Genomic DNA, 16,392 nt, shown 5'->3' on the forward strand with positions numbered 1-16,392 from the left:
TCTGTCGGTACCTTCAAATGACCAGATCATATCCAGAAGAGGAGAAAGCGAAGATGTTTTTGACTTCCCCAATATTTGGCGCATTTGGGCTTAGCTTGTTTTTTAATGGAATTTTGCCTCTGAATGCTTATGGCATGCCTATGAAACTCGATCCTTCTTTTTCACAACTCACCAAAATGAACATTGGATTGATGATTTAGCAGGAATGCCAGGAATAACTGCTGAAGAAAAAATCTACAATAGAGAATGTAGTATAAAAGCCTTCCCCCTCAATGGCTCAGTCTATTTTTTAGACTACTGCAATCAAAGGGATGTTGTTGACGAAAGCACTATCTGGATGGGTTGAGTGCCAAGCTTTGTATTACCCAAGGTCAGTTGGGGGATCTGACTATTGTGTCTTTTTATGAGATCAGTAAATTTTTACTGTGTGTTTGCCGAAAAGGTCAATAAGAGGGAAGTCTGGAATGCTGACTGTCAGAGAACATGTTCGCCAGGATACAAAAGTTCTGGAGTTATCCGGTCGTTTTGATTATGACTCTAAGCTTGGGCTCGAAGCGGCCATTCTGGGTGCTCAGGAAATAGGATGCCATCATATTATTCTCAATTTCTCGAACATTACCTGGATTGACTCGATGGGATTGGGGCAGATGTTTCTTTGGTACCAGCGGATGAAGTCCGATCGCATTCGATTGAGTATTGTGAGTCCTCAATCCCATGTAAGAGAATTGCTTGAATATGCCAACCTGCCTCAGGTGATTCCCATCTATCAGTCCGAGGAAGAAGCTGTCGGAGGCAGCGGGCGCTAACTCCTGTTTCTTCTTTCTGGTATTTTTAAAATTTTCTCATCCAGTCTCCTGTATTCCGAAAGCAGTAGTTTTCGTGGATTCTTTCGTTCATCCCTCGCTTGTTTCGGGGGCTTGAGGGCGGACGGAATGGAAAGTCCACCACTTGTTCCTTCGAGCCTGTCGCTCACTAAAAGTTCTGTGGTCCACAGAAAACCCTGCCTGGATGATATGGTTTGACTCAATTCCAATCTAAGGGTTGTAGAATTCTTTGTTGACCGTTAAACAGCGGAGATTTGTATCCACACAATATGAAGGCGAGGGGATACAAAAATCCCCTGTGAGTTTGACCCACAGGGGAAAATGTTTACGCGCTTGCTATGAATCAACGGTTATTTAAATCGACGGTCAAATTCCTTCACGACTTCATTTGTGAGATCTAACCCATCTCTACTGTACAGCACAATTTTTAGCGTGTTTTCACTGCCTTTATCAATGACCACATCAAAGCCATGGCGTGCGGCGACGGCACTTGTGGCTTCTTCGATTTTCTTCATATATTCCTGAACCAGGTCTTTTTGTTTTTGCCCGAGTTCATTCTGGAAATCCTGACCTTGTTTTTGCCAGGCTTGATATTTTTGTGCAAACCGTTCTTGTTTGCGTTTTTGCTCCTCCTCACTCAGCTTGGAGTTGGACTCTGCGGCTTTGAGTTCTTCCTGAAGACTCTCCAATTCCTTTTGATCGTTTTTCATCACGGTTTCTCTGGCTTGGGCATGTTCCTTCAAAGCCGCCAAGGCGCGGCTTCCCGCCTTTGACTTTTCAATCACGGTTTGAGGATCAAGGACACCGACGCGAAAGGAATCTTTTCCAGCGGCAAGGGCGTGCTGTTCAGACGCCACACTCAGGATACAGATACCGGAGATGAATAGGACCCCAACAATTTTTGTCAAACCATTTACACACATCTTCTTCATGCTTTTCCCTCTAATGTTTAAAGGATGACCCTCCATTCGGGCTGAGATGCCGAAGAGGCTGAAATTCCGACTAAACCTGATGAGAGTACCGACGGTCGGTGGACCTGTCAAGAGTCACAACTCCTTGTGGATAAACAAGTATTGCCGTTGCAAATGGCTCTGATATCTCTTCCTGCAGAGAGGTGAAAGATATTCGCTCCTCATGAGGAGAAGTTCGAATACGGGTTTGTTGCGAGGGACTGATGATTTTGCCAGATGGGATCATATGCTTGGAGGGTCTGAGGAATCAGGGCTGCAATTTGAGCCGGGTTATCGTGGGGACAGGATCTCGGTGATTGTCAGAATGTTGCACAGGCGTCCCCGGCCGGTGCATCTGCGTGAGGGGTTAGGACTTACTGCTTGATGAAGAAGTAGCCACGGATCCAGTGGAGGCACTTGAACTGGACGATGTCCCTGATCCCGAAGCCGTACTTGATCCCGTAGACCCAGCGGAAGATCCGGATGTAGGGGTCGTTGAACTGGACCCACTATCAGAGCCGGTCGAACCGGTCTTGTTGTCTGTTTTGGATTCGCTTGTACTGGTGTCAGTGGGTTTCCCTTTGTTCTCTGATTTACTCTCGGGCGCTTTGAGTTTGTCCGAGTAGTCCGTGATATACCAACCCGATCCCTTGAACATGATGGCGGGAGCTGAGATAACTTTAGTGACGGGTTCAGCTTTTCCACAACCACAGGATAATTGATCGCAGGTTTGAATAGGAGGATCTGACATTTTTTGTTGAATTTCAAATCGCTCACCGCTACCGGTGCATTGATATTCATAAATGGGCACGGGGTACCTCCAGAAAGTAAACGTCAATTAAGGGGATTTGAAACCATACGTTTATAAAGGATAAGGCTGATTCTGTCCAGGTCAAGGTTTGGTGGTGGCCGAATTGAAAAAAATGAAACTCTGGACGGGAGGAAATAGGCTATTCAAGTTTAGCCACGGCCTCGGTAAGGTGTTGTAAGCCCTCCTCAATGACCTCCAAGGTTCCAGTATAGGAAAACCGCAGATGCGTGGGACTGCCAAACGGTTCACCAGGGACGCACGCCACTTGGGCTTCTTTGAGAAAAAAATTGGCAAATGCCAACGGCGTGGACAAGGATTCTCCCTTGAACCGACGGCCCAGGAGTTGGGCAACGCTCGGAAAAGCATAGAATGCGCCTGCAGGCATAGGACAGTGAATACCCGGGATCTTATTTAACCCCTCGACAATAGCCTTTCGTCGAATATCCAACTCCTTCACCATGTGTTGAATAAACGCATCTGCCCCCCGGATGGCCCCGATTGCTGCTTTTTGGGAGATGGAGCTGGGGTTTGAGGTGCTTTGGCTTTGGATGTCACCCATGGCTTTAATCAGCGTCTCAGGTCCGGCGGCATAGCCAATCCGCCATCCCGTCATGGAATAGGTTTTTGATACCCCGTTCACAATGATGGTGTTCTTGGCAATGTCTGCTCCGAGTGATGCGATGCTATGGTGTTGGTTCCGGTCGTAAACCATCTTTTCGTAAATTTCATCAGAAATGATGAGCAGATCATGTTCGAGCGCTATCTGGGCAATACCCTCCAAGGTGTGCCGCTCATACATGCTCCCGGTCGGATTACACGGAGAATTCAGAATGATCGCCTTTGTGCGATCCGTGACTGCGGATTCCAGTGCCTTCACGTCAATGGCATAGCCCGACGACTCGGAAGTCCGAAGAAAGACGGGCTTGGCGTCTGCCAGGAGGATTTGTTCGGGATAGGAGACCCAATAGGGTGCGGGTATAATTACTTCATCTCCGGCCTCAAACAAGGCCAATGCAAGATTAAATAAGGTGTGTTTGGCTCCACACGATACCAGGATTTGCGACCTTGAGTAGGTCAGCCCCTGATCACGCTGAAATTTTTCAATGATGGCCTCTTTTAGATCATCAATACCAGTGACAGCCGTATACTTGGTAAAGCCGGAGCGAATGGCTTGATAGGCGGCCTCTTTGGCCTCTTCAGGAGAATCCAGGGAGGGTTCTCCTGCAGTAAAATCGAAGACCTGCTGCCCTTGCGCGACCAGGGCTTTCACCGTTGCGGAGAGTTGCAAGGTGGGGGAGGGGGTAATGCGGGTCGTTCGCGAGGCAAGGTTCATTTGGCATTTCTCCGTAATCGACCCTGGAGCCATTCGGCAACCTCGGGATGAAGGAAATCGTGGAGGGGACCGCCAACCGAGGCGACCTCTTTGACCATGCTGGAGGTGAGATACGAAAATTCCTCACTCGACATCAGAAAAACGGTTTCCAAACTAGAGTCAAGTTTTCGGTTCAGTAGGGCCATTTGAAATTCATGTTCAAAATCTGACACGGCTCTTAGTCCACGAATAATAGCCAAAGCCCCGCGTTCCCTGACGTAGTTCACCAGTAAACCGTCAAAGGGTTCAACCGTGACACCCTTGAGGTCACTTGTGGCGATTTTGGCCAATTGGACTCGTTCGTCTAAGTCGAACAAAGGGGCTTTTCTAGGGTTGGGTGCCACGGCGACGATCACCTGCTCGACGAGCCTGAGGCTTCGAGCAATGACATCCGTATGGCCCCGGGTAATAGGATCAAATGTACCTGGATAAATGCCAATGGTCATTGGTCGAAATCTTTTACGGTCGGAGGAACGGGCCGGTAAAATGTCAACGCCGTATCCCCATAGCGGGCGGTTCGGATGAGCGACCATTTCCCAAGGGGAATTGGAGGAGTAGTTTTATGGAAATGTTCATAAATGAGTCGACCGGTCGGGGCCATGACGTCCGCTTCTTCTAAATGATGCAAGATCTGTTGAACATTCTGGAGCCGGTAAGGCGGGTCCATGAATATCATGTCAAACGGACGCCATCCTAACAAAATTGAATTTTGTATGGCGAGTGACACATCCTCAATGAGGACCTGGCTTGAAGGGCTAACTTTGAGTTGGGAAAGCATCTGCTGAATACTCTTTCCGGCCAATGGATTTTGCTCAACAAAGAGCGCCTGAGTCGCTCCCCGGCTTAGGGCTTCCAGCCCCACTGCTCCTGTCCCCGCGAATAGGTCAGCCACGGTGGCATCCTGAATCTGGCCACCCAGTATAGAAAACAGGGCTTCCCTGGCCCGCTGGGAGGTCGGACGGGTGGTTCGCCCAGGAAGCGTAGGGATTGTTCGACCTTTAAATTGCCCTGCAACGATCCGGATAGAAGATGGTTTCATATGGGAGTGGACGATATCATAGTTCTGGAAACCTCAACAATCTCAATGACAGAATGGGAAGAATCGTTTTTGACGGGGTGAAAAATAGCTGCGTATAGTTCAGCCCACGTTCGTATGGCATCCCCTGGTATTATGAATATGAATGATCCTCAACTCAAAAAAGGCATTCCATCCTGGCCTGAGAAGGAACGGCCCCGCGAACTCCTTCTGAACAATGGGGCTCAGGGTTTATCAGATGCTCAACTGGTGGCCATCCTCCTACGAATCGGTCGACCCGATTCCTCGGCAGTGGATGTGGCATTGGATCTCCTCACCCGGCTTAAGGGACTGCGGGGTTTGGCAAATCGAAGCCTTCAGGAATTGTGTGTTGTTCCAGGAATTGGTCCTGCAAAGGCCGCCCAGATTCTCGCAGCCGTTGAGTTGGGAAAACGGGCTTTAGCGGTTCCGTTAACTGCTGGATTACGGATTCATCATAGCCATGATATATATCAACACTACTATCCTCTGTTGCGAGATCTTCGGCATGAGGTCTTTAAAGCACTGTTGTTAGATGCCAAACACGGGCTTATCCGAGATGTCACTGTCTCCGAGGGAAGTTTGACGGTGAGTATTGTTCATCCGCGGGAAGTGTTCAATCTGGCCGTACGAGAATCTGCGGCAGCAGTCATTTTTGTCCATAATCATCCAAGTGGTGACCCTCATCCCAGCGAGGAGGATCATGCCTTAACCCGTCGACTTATGGCAGCAGGGGAAATTTTGGGTATCCGGGTATTGGATCATATTGTAATTGGGGATGGGCGCTATGTAAGTTTTGCGGACGAAGGCTTTCTTCTTTCTTCAACGTCCACGTTTGACCATTGATTGCCTCAGCTTCTTTCTCAAGATTTTCTTGATCTCCACTTTTCCCACCGCTGGTTCAATCCTTTGTTCTGAGTAGCTTTTCATGAGAATTTCATGGTAAAAATACGTGGTGTTGTAGTTTCCGCTTGCAGTGTCTCCATGTTTTTTTAATTCCTGCTTTCATCATAAGGATCAGATATGGCCTCCATTACTCAAAAAGAAGTCGAACATGTCGCCCAATTAGCCCGCTTAGACTTATCGGAAGCGGAAAAACCCATGTTTGCCGACCAATTGAATCATATTTTATCGTATGTGGATCAATTGCAAGGGGTGTCGACGGAGGGAGTCCCTCCCACGGCCTCCGTCGCTCATGAGGAACAGGTGTTCCGTGAGGATAGCCCACGCGAATGCTTGTCTGTGGAGAAGGCGTTGGCCAATGCCCCAGAGTCACATAATGGATTTTTTGTCGTCCCGAATATTTTAGGAAAATAGAGCCCAAGCGAGATATTGAGAACGCTCGGTTTGAGCATGACAAATAAAATAGGAATGTAATATGTATCGACAATTGTTACGATGTAAGATTCACCGGGCGACCGTTACCGATTCCAGTCTCGACTATGAGGGTAGTTTAACGATTGACGAAGACCTGATGGATCGAGCGGGAATAATGGCCTATGAAGCGGTGATGGTTTCCAATTTGAATAACGGAGAGCGGTTTTCGACGTACGCGCTCCCTGGTGCCCGTGGCCAAGGTGAGATCATTTTAAATGGTCCTACGGCCAGGTTGGGAGTGGTTGGCGATAAGGTCATTATTTTTTGTTATGAATTATTTAATGACGAAGAAGCCAAGAGGCACGTCCCTCAAATTATCCAAGTCGATCATCAGAATAAAGCAAAGTAACCAATCCCGTATGAAACGGGTTGCTCCGGTTGAAGGCCTGTTTCTTTCCATTTCCATTTTACCCACTCATTCCAGAATCGGGTTTGTATGTCTCTATTCAAACTTACGCTAAAAGAGCTTCAGGGTAAATTTACCGCTGGCGAGATTAGTGCCGTGGATATCGCCAGAGCTTATTCGCTGCGGCTCAGCCAGGTGGAGCCGAAAATCAAAGCCTATATTACCTTGACACCAAAAGAGACGCTGCTCCAACAAGCCAAAGCGATTGATGACGGGCTGAAAGCCTGGCGAAAAACACAACCGCTCATGGGCATGCCGTTAGGTATTAAAGATAATATTTGTACAGAAGGGGTTCGGACGACTTGTGGGTCTCGAATGTTGGAAAACTTTGTTCCTCCTTATGACGCCACAGTGATGGGCCGGCTTCGAACCCACCAACCCTTGATTCTGGGCAAAACCAATCTGGATGAATTTGCCATGGGTTCGTCCACGGAACACTCAATGTTCGGGCCGTCCAGAAATCCGTGGAATCAAAAGTTTATACCGGGAGGATCCAGTGGAGGATCGGCGGCTGCGGTGGCAGCCAATGAATGTGTGGCGGCATTAGGCTCCGATACCGGAGGGTCAATTCGACAACCTGCGGCCTGTTGTGGGGTGGTTGGGTTAAAGCCAACCTATGGGCGTGTGTCTCGCTTTGGATTAGTTGCCTTTGCCTCATCCTTGGATCAAATCGGTCCTATTACCAAAACCGTGACGGATGCCGCTATCCTGCTGAATGTCATTGCCGGATTTGACCCGATGGATTCGACTTCCGCTAATCGTGACTGCCCGGATTTCACCAAAGCCGTGAAAAAGAAAGACCTCAAAAAACTCACTATCGGGGTGCCGCGGGAATATTTTTCTGAGGGGCTTGATACGGAAGTCTGCGAAAAGGTTCAAGATGCCATACAGGTGTTGCAGGACCTAGGCGGGACCATTCGAGAAGTGACGTTGCCTTCCACTGAACAGGCCATTGCGACCTATTACCTCATTGCCACGGCAGAGGCCAGCTCTAATTTGGCTCGCTATGATGGGGTCAGGTTTGGGTTTCGTGCCAAGGAGTCCCGGGAATTGGCAGAGATGTATCGGAGCACCAGGTCGCAAGGGTTTGGCCCTGAAGTGAAACGGCGTATCATGTTGGGAACCTATGCCCTGAGTGCGGGGTATTACGAGGCGTATTATGGGAAAGCCCAAGCCGTTCGCACCCTGATTCAACAGGAATTTGATGCCGTATTTCAGGATGTCGATCTGTTGGTGAGTCCGGTCATGCCGACGCCCGCTTTTCAATTAGGAGAGCGATTGGACGATCCCTTGCAGATGTATTTGTCCGACATTTATACGATTCCTGCGAGTTTGTCCGGACTTCCAGCGATTTCGGTTCCTTGTGGTTTGAGTAAAATGGGACTTCCTATCGGATTACAACTGATGGGGCGTCCGTTTGAAGAAGCCATGGTCTTGCGTGCAGCCTATGCCTATGAACAAGCCACGGACTGGCGATTGAAACGACCCGTGATTCGGTCATGAAAGGATAGCGAGGTATGGTGGATTTGGCAGCGATCATCATTGCCGTGGCCTTTGTGGTCTTGGTGGGCTATCTGGTTCCGATGATTCTTCAAGTGAAACGCACCGTTGGGCAATCAGAACGCCTGTTGATTCGTCTGAACCATGAATTGCCGGGATTATTGAAAGACGTCAAGGGGACCAACGAAAACATTTTAGCTTTAACCGATCAAGCCAGGCTTGGCATGGATCGGGCCACCATTTTCTTGAATGCGGTTGGAGATGTGGGGGAAACCGTCAATCATGTCCATCAGACCGTTCGCGGGAAAGGGGGTGCCCTTGCCGTGGGCGTTTCCAGTTTACTTGCCGGACTCAAAGCAGCCAGCTCGACTATGAGAAAACGTGTACATAAAGAACAAAAAGGAGGGCCATCCTATGGCAACTAATCATTCAGGTGCATCAGCAGGATCGGTTGCGTTGGCATTTTTAAGTGGAGCGCTATTGGGAGCCGTGACGGCGATCATGTTGGCTCCTCAACCGGGAAGAGATTCCCGAGAACGAATCACGGGCTATGCCCGGCGAACGGGTGAAGATTTGCGAGACATTAAGGAGCGGGCCACTGATGCGGTAGAAGATGTCGTTGGTCGTGGCCGTGAACTGGTGGAAGAAATTTCCTGTGCCGTGCGAGAGGCCTTAGATGCGGGTCGGGATGCCATGCGCCGTGAACGTGAAATGAAATCCCTGGATTAAGATTCAAAAAAAGACGAAATCGAGAGGAGTGGCTCTGCTGCGTTATGGCCTATGAACCAGTTATAGGGGTTGAGGTGCATGCCCAACTCCAAACAAAGACGAAATTGTTTTGTGGCTGTCCGACCTCTTTCGGTCTTCCTCCGAATACGCAGGTGTGTCCAACCTGTCTGGGGTTACCTGGGAGTTTGCCGGTGCTCAATCGACGTGCGGTGGAAATGGCCGTACGCACAGGACTCGCCCTTCACTGCGAGATCATGCTGACCAATCAATTCTCCCGAAAAAATTACTTGTACCCTGATCTGCCGAAGGGCTATCAAATATCGCAATTTGATTTGCCGATCTGCGGACCAGGATGGCTGGACATTTCCGTCAACGGGGAGTCAAAACGCGTGCGGATTCGCCGGGCTCATTTGGAAGAGGATGCAGGGAAAAATGTTCACGATGTCCCAGTGGAAGGCAGTGGTGTCGATTTAAATCGGGCGGGGACCCCATTATTAGAAATTGTTACCGAACCCGACTTACATTCGTCCGACGAGGTTGATGCCTATTTGAAAACCCTTCATGATCTTTTGGTCTATCTGGATGTCTGTGATGGGAACATGGAACAGGGGAGTTTTCGTTGCGAACCGAATGTCTCGCTTCGTCCACGGGGGCAAGACGTTCTTGGGACCAAAGTCGAATTGAAAAATATCAATTCCTTCCGTTTTGCCAAAGAGGCCTTAGATTTTGAAATCTCCAGGCAGACAGAGGCATTAACGGAAGGCGAAACGATCCGTCAGGAGACCCGCCTGTGGGACGTTCAAAAAGGGCATACGGTTGTCATGCGAAGCAAGGAAGAGGCCCATGACTACCGATATTTTCCCGACCCGGACTTACTTTCCGTCCGGGTGGATGAGGAGTGGGTTGAATCGTTGCGTCAGACTATTCCGGAACTTCCGGCTGCCCGCATGAAGCGATTTGTGAAGGAATATCATCTCCCTGAGTACGATGCAAAGCTTCTGACCGATTCAAAAAACCTGGCCGACTATTTCGAGGCCTGCGTGCAACACTTTCCCCATCCGAAAACGGTCAGTAACTGGGTCATGGGCGAATTACTTCGTGAGCTCAATACTGCTAACACCGGTCCCGAATCTTCCCCGGTAAGTCCCGAACAATTGGTTGAACTCTTACAATTGGTAGAAGAGGGGACTATTAGCTTGAAAGTTGCTAGAGATCTCTTCCCGGAATTTTATGCCAGTGGGAAAACTCCGGAGCAATTGGTGAATGAGAAAGGGCTGGTCCAGGTTTCCGATGAGGGTGTCCTGGAAAAACTGATAGAGGAGGTGCTGGCCCAGCATTCTGCTCAAGTGGAGCAATATCGTGGCGGGAAGGAAACCGTATTAGGTTTTTTGGTGGGCCAGGTCATGAAGGTGTCACAGGGAAAAGCCAATCCTGGCAAGGTCAATGCGCTATTGAAACAGCATCTTGCATCTTGATCTAAGCGTCATCTCAGGGTACAAGATTAAGACAGGTGCCATTATTTACGATTTAAAGGAATGACAGTTTCTATGAGTCTGATTCAGAACATTACCTCACGGATGATTCTGGATTCTCGCGGGAATCCAACGATTGAAGTGGATGTGCATCTTGCCAGTGGTATGGCTGGTCGTGCTGCTGTTCCCTCCGGAGCCTCCACGGGAACCCGTGAAGCCTTGGAACTGCGGGATGGGGATAAAAAACAATGGATGGGCAAGGGTGTCGCTAAGGCCTTAGCTGGGATTCAAAAGCATATGCTCCCGGCTCTTCGAGGCATGGAAGCCCAGGACCAGGTGAGCGTTGATTCCCGATTGATTAAACTGGATGGAACTAAGGGCAAGACCAGATTAGGGGCCAATGCCACTCTTGGCGTATCGTTAGCCGTGGCGCGGGCGGCGGCACAGGAGCTGGGAATTCCCCTCTTTCGCTATCTTGGCGGGGTTTCGGCTCGGGAATTGCCGGTGCCGATGATGAATATTATTAATGGTGGTGCGCATGCAGATAATGGGCTTGATCTCCAGGAATTCATGATCATGCCCGTTGGGGCGACGAGTTTTAGCGAAGCCCTCAGGATGGGAACGGAGATTTTCCACCATCTGAAGGCCATCTTGAAATCCAAAAACATGAGCACGGCGGTCGGGGATGAGGGCGGATTTGCCCCTGCCGTTCGGTCGAATGAAGAAGCCCTGGATTTCATTGTCCAAGCGATTCACCAAGCGGGCTATCGATCAGGAAAAGATGTGGTGTTGGCTCTTGATGCGGCGGCCAGCGAGTTTTTCGAGAAAAAGATGTATCATGTGCGGAATGGGATTAAACCCAAAATGTCTTCAGGAGAGCTGGTTGAGTATTATGCCAAGTTAGTGAAGCAGTATCCGATCGTCTCGATCGAAGATGGGCTTGATGAAAGTGATTGGACTGGATGGAAGCAGCTTACGGATCAACTCGGGGATCGTGTCCAGCTTGTCGGTGATGACTTATTTGTGACTAATGTCGAATTTTTGGGACGAGGGATCCGTGAAGGCATTGCGAATGCTATCTTGATCAAAGTGAACCAAATCGGCACACTCACGGAAACGATTGAAGCGATGCGTATGGCCCAACGGGCCGGCTATGGAGTGGTGGTGTCTCACCGGTCCGGTGAGACGGAGGATACGACCATTGCGGATTTGGCTGTGGCGTTAAACGCTGGGCAGATTAAAACAGGTTCCCTGTCTCGTACGGATCGTTTGGCCAAATATAACCAGTTACTCAGGATTGAGGAGACGTTAGGCTCAGCGGCCTTATATCGCGGGAAAGCCGTTCTTCCAGTACAAACATAATTTTCTCGTATGCGTCCCAATAATAAAAAACGGGCGTCCACCGGGCTTGGGGGTGATCTGTTGGAGCGCCTTCCAATGGTTGGGGCTTTTTTGATGATGAGTGTGCTCGCGGGGACCATGTTTTTTAATTCTGATGGATTGCCTTTATACTTTCATATGCGGGAAACGCGTCAGCATTTGACGGAACAAATCCAGCAGTTACAAGATATCAACGCCTCGATTGAAGAAGATATCCTCCGTATTCAACGGGACCCGCAACGACTGGAAGAACTGGCCCGAAATCGTTTGGGTATGGTTCGACAGGGAGAAGTGGTGTATCAATTTGTGGAGCCGGTCCCTTCCTCGTTTACGGCCAGACCTTAGCGACAAGACTTCTTGCGCCATACCCCTGTAACCCTTCATACTCATTCATTGCTGTTTCTTCGGTTTTCCTATACTTGAAAGCTTTGCTATGAAATCAGGCCAATTAGCCATTCTTGGCCGACCCAATGTCGGCAAGTCGACGTTGCTCAACGCATTGGTACGCGAAAAGATTGCCATCGTCTCCGATAAACCACAAACAACTCGGAACCTGATTTTAGGGGTCGGGCATTACCCCGAAGGTCAGCTCATTCTCATCGATACGCCTGGCCTCCATACGCCTCACCATCGCCTGAACACACAGATGGTGGAATCGGCGTTAGGCACCCTGACTCAATCCGATGTGGTCTATATGATCGTGGACAGTCAGGTGTTGCCGGGTCCTGGTGACCGACAAGTCCTGGAGCAGATCATGTCGTCTCATCAAGAGCGACCATTTAAAGGGGTATTTTTATTATTAAATAAAGCCGATGTTGTCGCCAAATCCAGGCTGCTCCCCCTTATTGATCAATACCGCACATGGTTTCCGTGGACAGAAATTATCCCCATTTCTGCCAAAATCGGAGTAAATATCCCGCAATTAGTGGAATTAACCTTTGCGTGTCTGACCCCGTGTTCGGAATTAATGTATGACGAAGATTTTTTGACCAATCAGCCTATGCGCCATATGGCTGCGGAGCTCATTCGTGAAAAAGTTCTAGCCCAGACGTACGATGAATTACCGTATGCTGTGGGTGTGTTGATCGAGGAATTTCAGGAAGAACCAGGCCTGACGACCATACGGGCCGTTATCCTTGTGGAAAAGACAAGTCAAAAAGGGATTGTGATCGGGAAAAAAGGCATACGCCTCAAAGAGATTGGCCAAAGTGCCCGGTTAGATATGGAGCGACTGTTCGGCATGAAGATTTATCTGCGGATGTGGGTGAAAGTGCAGGAAGGCTGGCGCGATAATATTCAAGTGTTGAATGAACTGGGATATGGATGAAAAATTAGTGGTAATTTTATCAGCATTCATGTCTGACCTGTAGACCATACTTGTAGACTACTCATGCCGCTCTTAAGAACTCGCGCGGTCATTATTCGAAGCCAACGATGGGGTGATGCTGACAGAATTGTCACTCTGTATTCGGCCGATTTGGGAAAAATTCGAGGTGCCGCCCGTGGCGCTCGCCGGATGAAGACACGCTTCGGGGGGGTCCTTGAGCCTTTTGGGATTGTTGATGTCACACTATTCCAAAAAACCCCTGACGCTTTGGGGCAAATTAGTCAGATAGATCTGGTCAGAAACTTTAAAGCTCTACGAGAAGATTTAAGTGTGATGGCAGCCGCTGCCAAGATGGTGCATATGGTGGAGATGATTACGGCCGATCGTGATCCGAATCCGGAAATGTATTCAGCGCTGATATATGCCCTGGAACACTTGCTTCCAGACAGGGACCTGGCACTCACCACATTATTATTTCAAATTCATGTGCTTGGCTACACGGGTTTTCGTCCACAAATTGATCGATGTACTGAATGCGGAAATATTGCCTCCCCTCACATGCCTCAGTGGTTTTCTCCTCGATTAGGGGGGATGGTATGCCACGGTTGTGGTCAACGGGGTGTAGGGCGGTTACTGTCTATTTCTAAAGGCAGTTTAGCGTTTATTGAACAAGCTCGACGGCTACCTATGGCTAGTTTGTCCCGATTGAAAGCGATCGGTACGGTCAGGGTTGAGGTAGAAGAGGCGATTGAAGCCTATTTTCAGGCAGTCGTCGGAAAAGCTCTTCCAACATTTGAACAATGGGTTTCTTAATGCCCCACTCATAAGGACAATCAGGTATGACTTCTCAAGCATCACTGGAACCGACGGATATGGAATGGCTGGATAACGGGGTCTTGGGCATTACGTGGAGTGATGGGCATAAGGGCGTCTACCCGATTCGGTATTTGCGACAACATTGCCCCTGTGCGGCCTGTACGGACGAATGGACCGGCGAGTTGCGACTTAAGCCGGACTCTATCCCACTTCTCATTCTCTTACAGGATATAGAACCGGTTGGGCGCTATGCTTTCCGATTCAAATGGAGTGACGGGCATGATACCGGACTATATTCCTATACGGCACTGCGCCGCATGTGCCAATGCGAGGTTTGCCAGCCCCATAAACCTAAAAGCAAGCAACTCCTCTAGTTTCTTCTGTTTTTCTTTATCGCAGAATCCCACGCAGGAAACGCCAGCAATGTGCTGAAATGAGGGCTCAAAAGACGATTTTTCAAAAAAGCCCAAACTGGAGATCTGAAAAATTTAGGGAGAAAATGAGCTTATTGAACCAGGGCTTCATGGAAAGAAAGAGACACAGGGCGAACGGTGGTCAGTTGTTCCATCGCCTGATTGGCTTTGCTGACGTAGAAGGCATATTGAGGTTCCGGGTAATTTTTCAGGATTTCCTGAAATGTGCGCAGTGCCGTTGGCCAATCTGCTGATAATTGGGCGACTTCTGCGAGATGAATTGAGCAGGAGGCAGCCATGGCTCGTGGATCGACAGCCAGGCGGGAACCTCTTGCGGTAGACCATTTTTTCAGAAATGCGGGGACAGGAATTGGAGAGTCGTCCAGTGAGATCGGTTTCGGTGCAGAGGCTAACACGTCAAGATTGGCTTGCATGTGCTGGATATCAGAGCTAGCCACACAGTGGTTATAGGCGTCCCAAATCCCAAGGAAATCATGATCCTCCATGGCCAGCTCTCCAGTGGATTTTGGCTGAAGACCCTGACAGCCCATAACCATGATCGAAAGTAGACTCACCAGGATATACCTGATAGGTGCTGAAAAAAGAGATTTATGGTTCATATTTTAAATAATTCCTAAGAATTCATATTTCAAAAAAAGTGAATTTACATAAAATCAATAAAGGATTACGCAAAATTTATGCTAAAAAACAATTGTTAGGAATGTGATTTTTTGCCCGTAAAATGGCAATATTGACAATAGATTGAAGGCCTTAACGTATATTAATTACCACAATATGTTGTTTTTTTGTCACAGGCGTCAGTGCCGTTAAAGTTAATGTTTTGCTTTAGTTAATGATGGATGTGCCTTTTGGCTGAATTAAATTGTTAACGAAATGGTTTAATTTCGTATTCAGCGAACAGCTGCTTTGTTTCTGGATGAAAAGTATAACCTTTACCTTGGAGGATATCTTGGTTTTTGAATAGCGGAACGAGGTGCCCTGTAGGATGTAGATACAGCCCTCGAAGAGGAACGGATCGTTTGGCATGACGGATAAGATGGCAGGGAATAGGCCTGATGGATTGGAGCCATTCAGCCAGATCTTGAGGATTCCCGATAGAGGCTGAGAGAAGAAGAAGCCGTGCTTGGGATGGACACAAAATAATGGTTTCTTCCCACACCACCCCCCGTTCTGGATCGGCGAGATATTGCGATTCATCCAGAATAACCAGCCCCAGGGTATGCAGACGTAAATCAATCTCCCCGCTGGCGGCATCATAGAATAAATTTCTCAAAATTTCGGTCGTCATAACCAGGAGCGGGGCCTGAGCATTGTCACGCCGGTCTCCGGTTAAAATTCCGACTTGATCCGGTCCAAAAAGCTGGGTGAATTCCATGAATTTCGTATTTGAAAGCGCTTTGAGTGGAGAGGTGTAAATCACCGTCTGGTTCAGTGCCATGGCCTGTTTGATCGCTTGGATGGCGACATAGGTTTTTCCGCTTCCCGTCGGAGCGCTAACGATGACATCTGAATGCGCCAGATGTTCCACCGCCTCGGTTTGCCAGGGATCCGGAACGAAGGGTTGAGGCTCAGGAACACCAATCCCTTCCAATATTTGCTTAAGCGTAATCGATGGCGGAACAGGGCCGAAGGTGGGCCTCCTCTTATTGGGGCGACTTTTTGCTACAAAGGGCGAAGCGGAAATTTGAGGGCGTGCTGCGGCGCGGGCTTCTTGCGCGGCCAGGCGTTCCTGGCGGTTGGTCAGTATCTGCTGCAGTTCGGTTTCGATGGCCAGAATCTGGTCAGGTGGAAAGGCCAGCATTAGCTCAACAAGGCGATGTTTCCCGAGACGAAAATGTCGATGGATGCGGCCTCTTGCCATGTGATGTAAATATTTTACCGGTAAATTTTGGAGTTCGCGCTTGAGATCATCATGATGCATGGCGGTATGTTCCCATCTG

Annotated in this window: 20 protein-coding genes and 1 pseudogene; 14 read left to right on the top strand and 7 right to left on the bottom strand. The window is 48.9% G+C overall.

Annotation, left to right across the window (positions count from 1 at the left end):
* Positions 1-464 precede the first annotated feature (464 nt).
* Positions 465-806 (top strand): STAS domain-containing protein, encoded by a 342-nt coding sequence (locus ACTRXD_RS05215; RefSeq protein ID WP_442430787.1) that lies wholly within the window; start codon positions 465-467, stop codon positions 804-806.
* Positions 807-1,174: 368 nt separating this feature from the next.
* On the opposite strand, the gene ACTRXD_RS05220 is transcribed toward ACTRXD_RS05215, so the two are convergent.
* The gene (locus ACTRXD_RS05220) at positions 1,175-1,756 is read right to left on the bottom strand and encodes an OmpH family outer membrane protein (protein ID WP_442430788.1); all 582 of its coding nucleotides are present in this window, start codon (positions 1,754-1,756) and stop codon (positions 1,175-1,177) included.
* A gap of 425 nt (positions 1,757-2,181) precedes the next feature.
* Here ACTRXD_RS05220 and ACTRXD_RS05225 point away from each other — a divergent pair, with 425 nt between their 5' ends.
* Positions 2,182-2,400 (top strand): hypothetical protein, encoded by a 219-nt coding sequence (locus ACTRXD_RS05225; RefSeq protein WP_442431022.1) that lies wholly within the window; start codon positions 2,182-2,184, stop codon positions 2,398-2,400.
* Between the two features lie 26 nt (positions 2,401-2,426).
* Here the strand turns inward: ACTRXD_RS05225 and ACTRXD_RS05230 are convergent.
* The 4 genes and pseudogenes from ACTRXD_RS05230 to rsmD form a co-directional block, all read right to left on the bottom strand.
* Positions 2,427-2,585, bottom strand: a pseudogene (locus ACTRXD_RS05230) (FmdB family zinc ribbon protein); the annotation flags it as partial.
* Positions 2,586-2,724: 139 nt separating this feature from the next.
* On the bottom strand, positions 2,725-3,918 hold the full coding sequence (locus ACTRXD_RS05235) for a pyridoxal phosphate-dependent aminotransferase (protein WP_442430789.1): 1,194 nt from the start codon (positions 3,916-3,918) through the stop codon (positions 2,725-2,727).
* Positions 3,915-4,403, bottom strand: a complete 489-nt coding sequence (gene coaD / locus ACTRXD_RS05240; RefSeq protein WP_442430790.1) for a pantetheine-phosphate adenylyltransferase — start codon at positions 4,401-4,403, stop codon at positions 3,915-3,917. The genes ACTRXD_RS05235 and coaD overlap by 4 nt, the downstream gene beginning before the upstream one ends.
* On the bottom strand, positions 4,400-4,996 hold the full coding sequence (gene rsmD / locus ACTRXD_RS05245; protein WP_442430791.1) for a 16S rRNA (guanine(966)-N(2))-methyltransferase RsmD: 597 nt from the start codon (positions 4,994-4,996) through the stop codon (positions 4,400-4,402). Before rsmD ends, coaD begins: the two co-directional genes overlap by 4 nt.
* 138 nt (positions 4,997-5,134) lie before the next feature.
* On the opposite strand from rsmD, the gene radC reads away from it, so the two are divergent.
* The 12 genes from radC to ACTRXD_RS05305 all read left to right on the top strand — a co-directional run bounded on the left by radC (position 5,135) and on the right by ACTRXD_RS05305 (position 14,392).
* Entirely contained in the window at positions 5,135-5,857 is a 723-nt protein-coding gene (radC, locus tag ACTRXD_RS05250; protein WP_442430792.1) for a RadC family protein, read from the top strand.
* 177 nt (positions 5,858-6,034) lie between these two features.
* Positions 6,035-6,328: an Asp-tRNA(Asn)/Glu-tRNA(Gln) amidotransferase subunit GatC gene (gene gatC, locus ACTRXD_RS05255; protein WP_442430793.1), complete on the top strand. Its 294-nt coding sequence runs from the start codon at positions 6,035-6,037 to the stop codon at positions 6,326-6,328.
* 61 nt (positions 6,329-6,389) lie between these two features.
* Positions 6,390-6,737 carry an aspartate 1-decarboxylase gene (gene panD, locus ACTRXD_RS05260; protein WP_442430794.1) on the top strand — a complete coding sequence of 116 codons (348 nt, stop codon included), beginning with the start codon at positions 6,390-6,392 and terminating at the stop codon, positions 6,735-6,737.
* A gap of 87 nt (positions 6,738-6,824) precedes the next feature.
* Positions 6,825-8,297: an Asp-tRNA(Asn)/Glu-tRNA(Gln) amidotransferase subunit GatA gene (gene gatA, locus ACTRXD_RS05265; RefSeq protein WP_442430795.1), complete on the top strand. Its 1,473-nt coding sequence runs from the start codon at positions 6,825-6,827 to the stop codon at positions 8,295-8,297.
* A gap of 14 nt (positions 8,298-8,311) precedes the next feature.
* Positions 8,312-8,719, top strand: a complete 408-nt coding sequence (locus ACTRXD_RS05270) for a DUF948 domain-containing protein (RefSeq protein ID WP_442430796.1) — start codon at positions 8,312-8,314, stop codon at positions 8,717-8,719.
* On the top strand, positions 8,709-9,023 hold the full coding sequence (locus ACTRXD_RS05275) for a YtxH domain-containing protein (protein ID WP_312641549.1): 315 nt from the start codon (positions 8,709-8,711) through the stop codon (positions 9,021-9,023). The genes ACTRXD_RS05270 and ACTRXD_RS05275 overlap by 11 nt, the downstream gene beginning before the upstream one ends.
* A gap of 44 nt (positions 9,024-9,067) precedes the next feature.
* Entirely contained in the window at positions 9,068-10,498 is a 1,431-nt protein-coding gene (gene gatB / locus ACTRXD_RS05280) for an Asp-tRNA(Asn)/Glu-tRNA(Gln) amidotransferase subunit GatB (protein WP_442430797.1), read from the top strand.
* Positions 10,499-10,570: 72 nt separating this feature from the next.
* Entirely contained in the window at positions 10,571-11,857 is a 1,287-nt protein-coding gene (gene eno / locus ACTRXD_RS05285) for a phosphopyruvate hydratase (protein WP_442430798.1), read from the top strand.
* 9 nt (positions 11,858-11,866) lie between these two features.
* Entirely contained in the window at positions 11,867-12,220 is a 354-nt protein-coding gene (locus ACTRXD_RS05290; protein ID WP_312747793.1) for an FtsB family cell division protein, read from the top strand.
* An 88-nt stretch (positions 12,221-12,308) separates the two neighbouring features.
* Positions 12,309-13,202 (top strand): GTPase Era, encoded by an 894-nt coding sequence (gene era, locus ACTRXD_RS05295; RefSeq protein ID WP_442430799.1) that lies wholly within the window; start codon positions 12,309-12,311, stop codon positions 13,200-13,202.
* Positions 13,203-13,265: 63 nt separating this feature from the next.
* Entirely contained in the window at positions 13,266-14,015 is a 750-nt protein-coding gene (gene recO, locus ACTRXD_RS05300) for a DNA repair protein RecO (protein ID WP_442430800.1), read from the top strand.
* A gap of 26 nt (positions 14,016-14,041) precedes the next feature.
* On the top strand, positions 14,042-14,392 hold the full coding sequence (locus tag ACTRXD_RS05305; protein ID WP_442430801.1) for a gamma-butyrobetaine hydroxylase-like domain-containing protein: 351 nt from the start codon (positions 14,042-14,044) through the stop codon (positions 14,390-14,392).
* A 131-nt stretch (positions 14,393-14,523) separates the two neighbouring features.
* Here ACTRXD_RS05305 and ACTRXD_RS05310 read toward each other — a convergent pair whose 3' ends face one another.
* Complete coding sequence (locus ACTRXD_RS05310; protein ID WP_442430802.1) at positions 14,524-15,051, bottom strand: hypothetical protein; 528 nt, start codon at positions 15,049-15,051, stop codon at positions 14,524-14,526.
* Between the two features lie 266 nt (positions 15,052-15,317).
* The gene (locus ACTRXD_RS05315; protein ID WP_442430803.1) at positions 15,318-16,373 is read right to left on the bottom strand and encodes a DEAD/DEAH box helicase; all 1,056 of its coding nucleotides are present in this window, start codon (positions 16,371-16,373) and stop codon (positions 15,318-15,320) included.
* Between the last annotated feature and the right edge of the window lie 19 nt (positions 16,374-16,392).

Origin of the sequence: Nitrospira sp. T9 (genome assembly GCF_052156535.1) — a bacterium.
Taxonomy (GTDB): Bacteria; Nitrospirota; Nitrospiria; order Nitrospirales; family UBA8639; genus Nitrospira_E.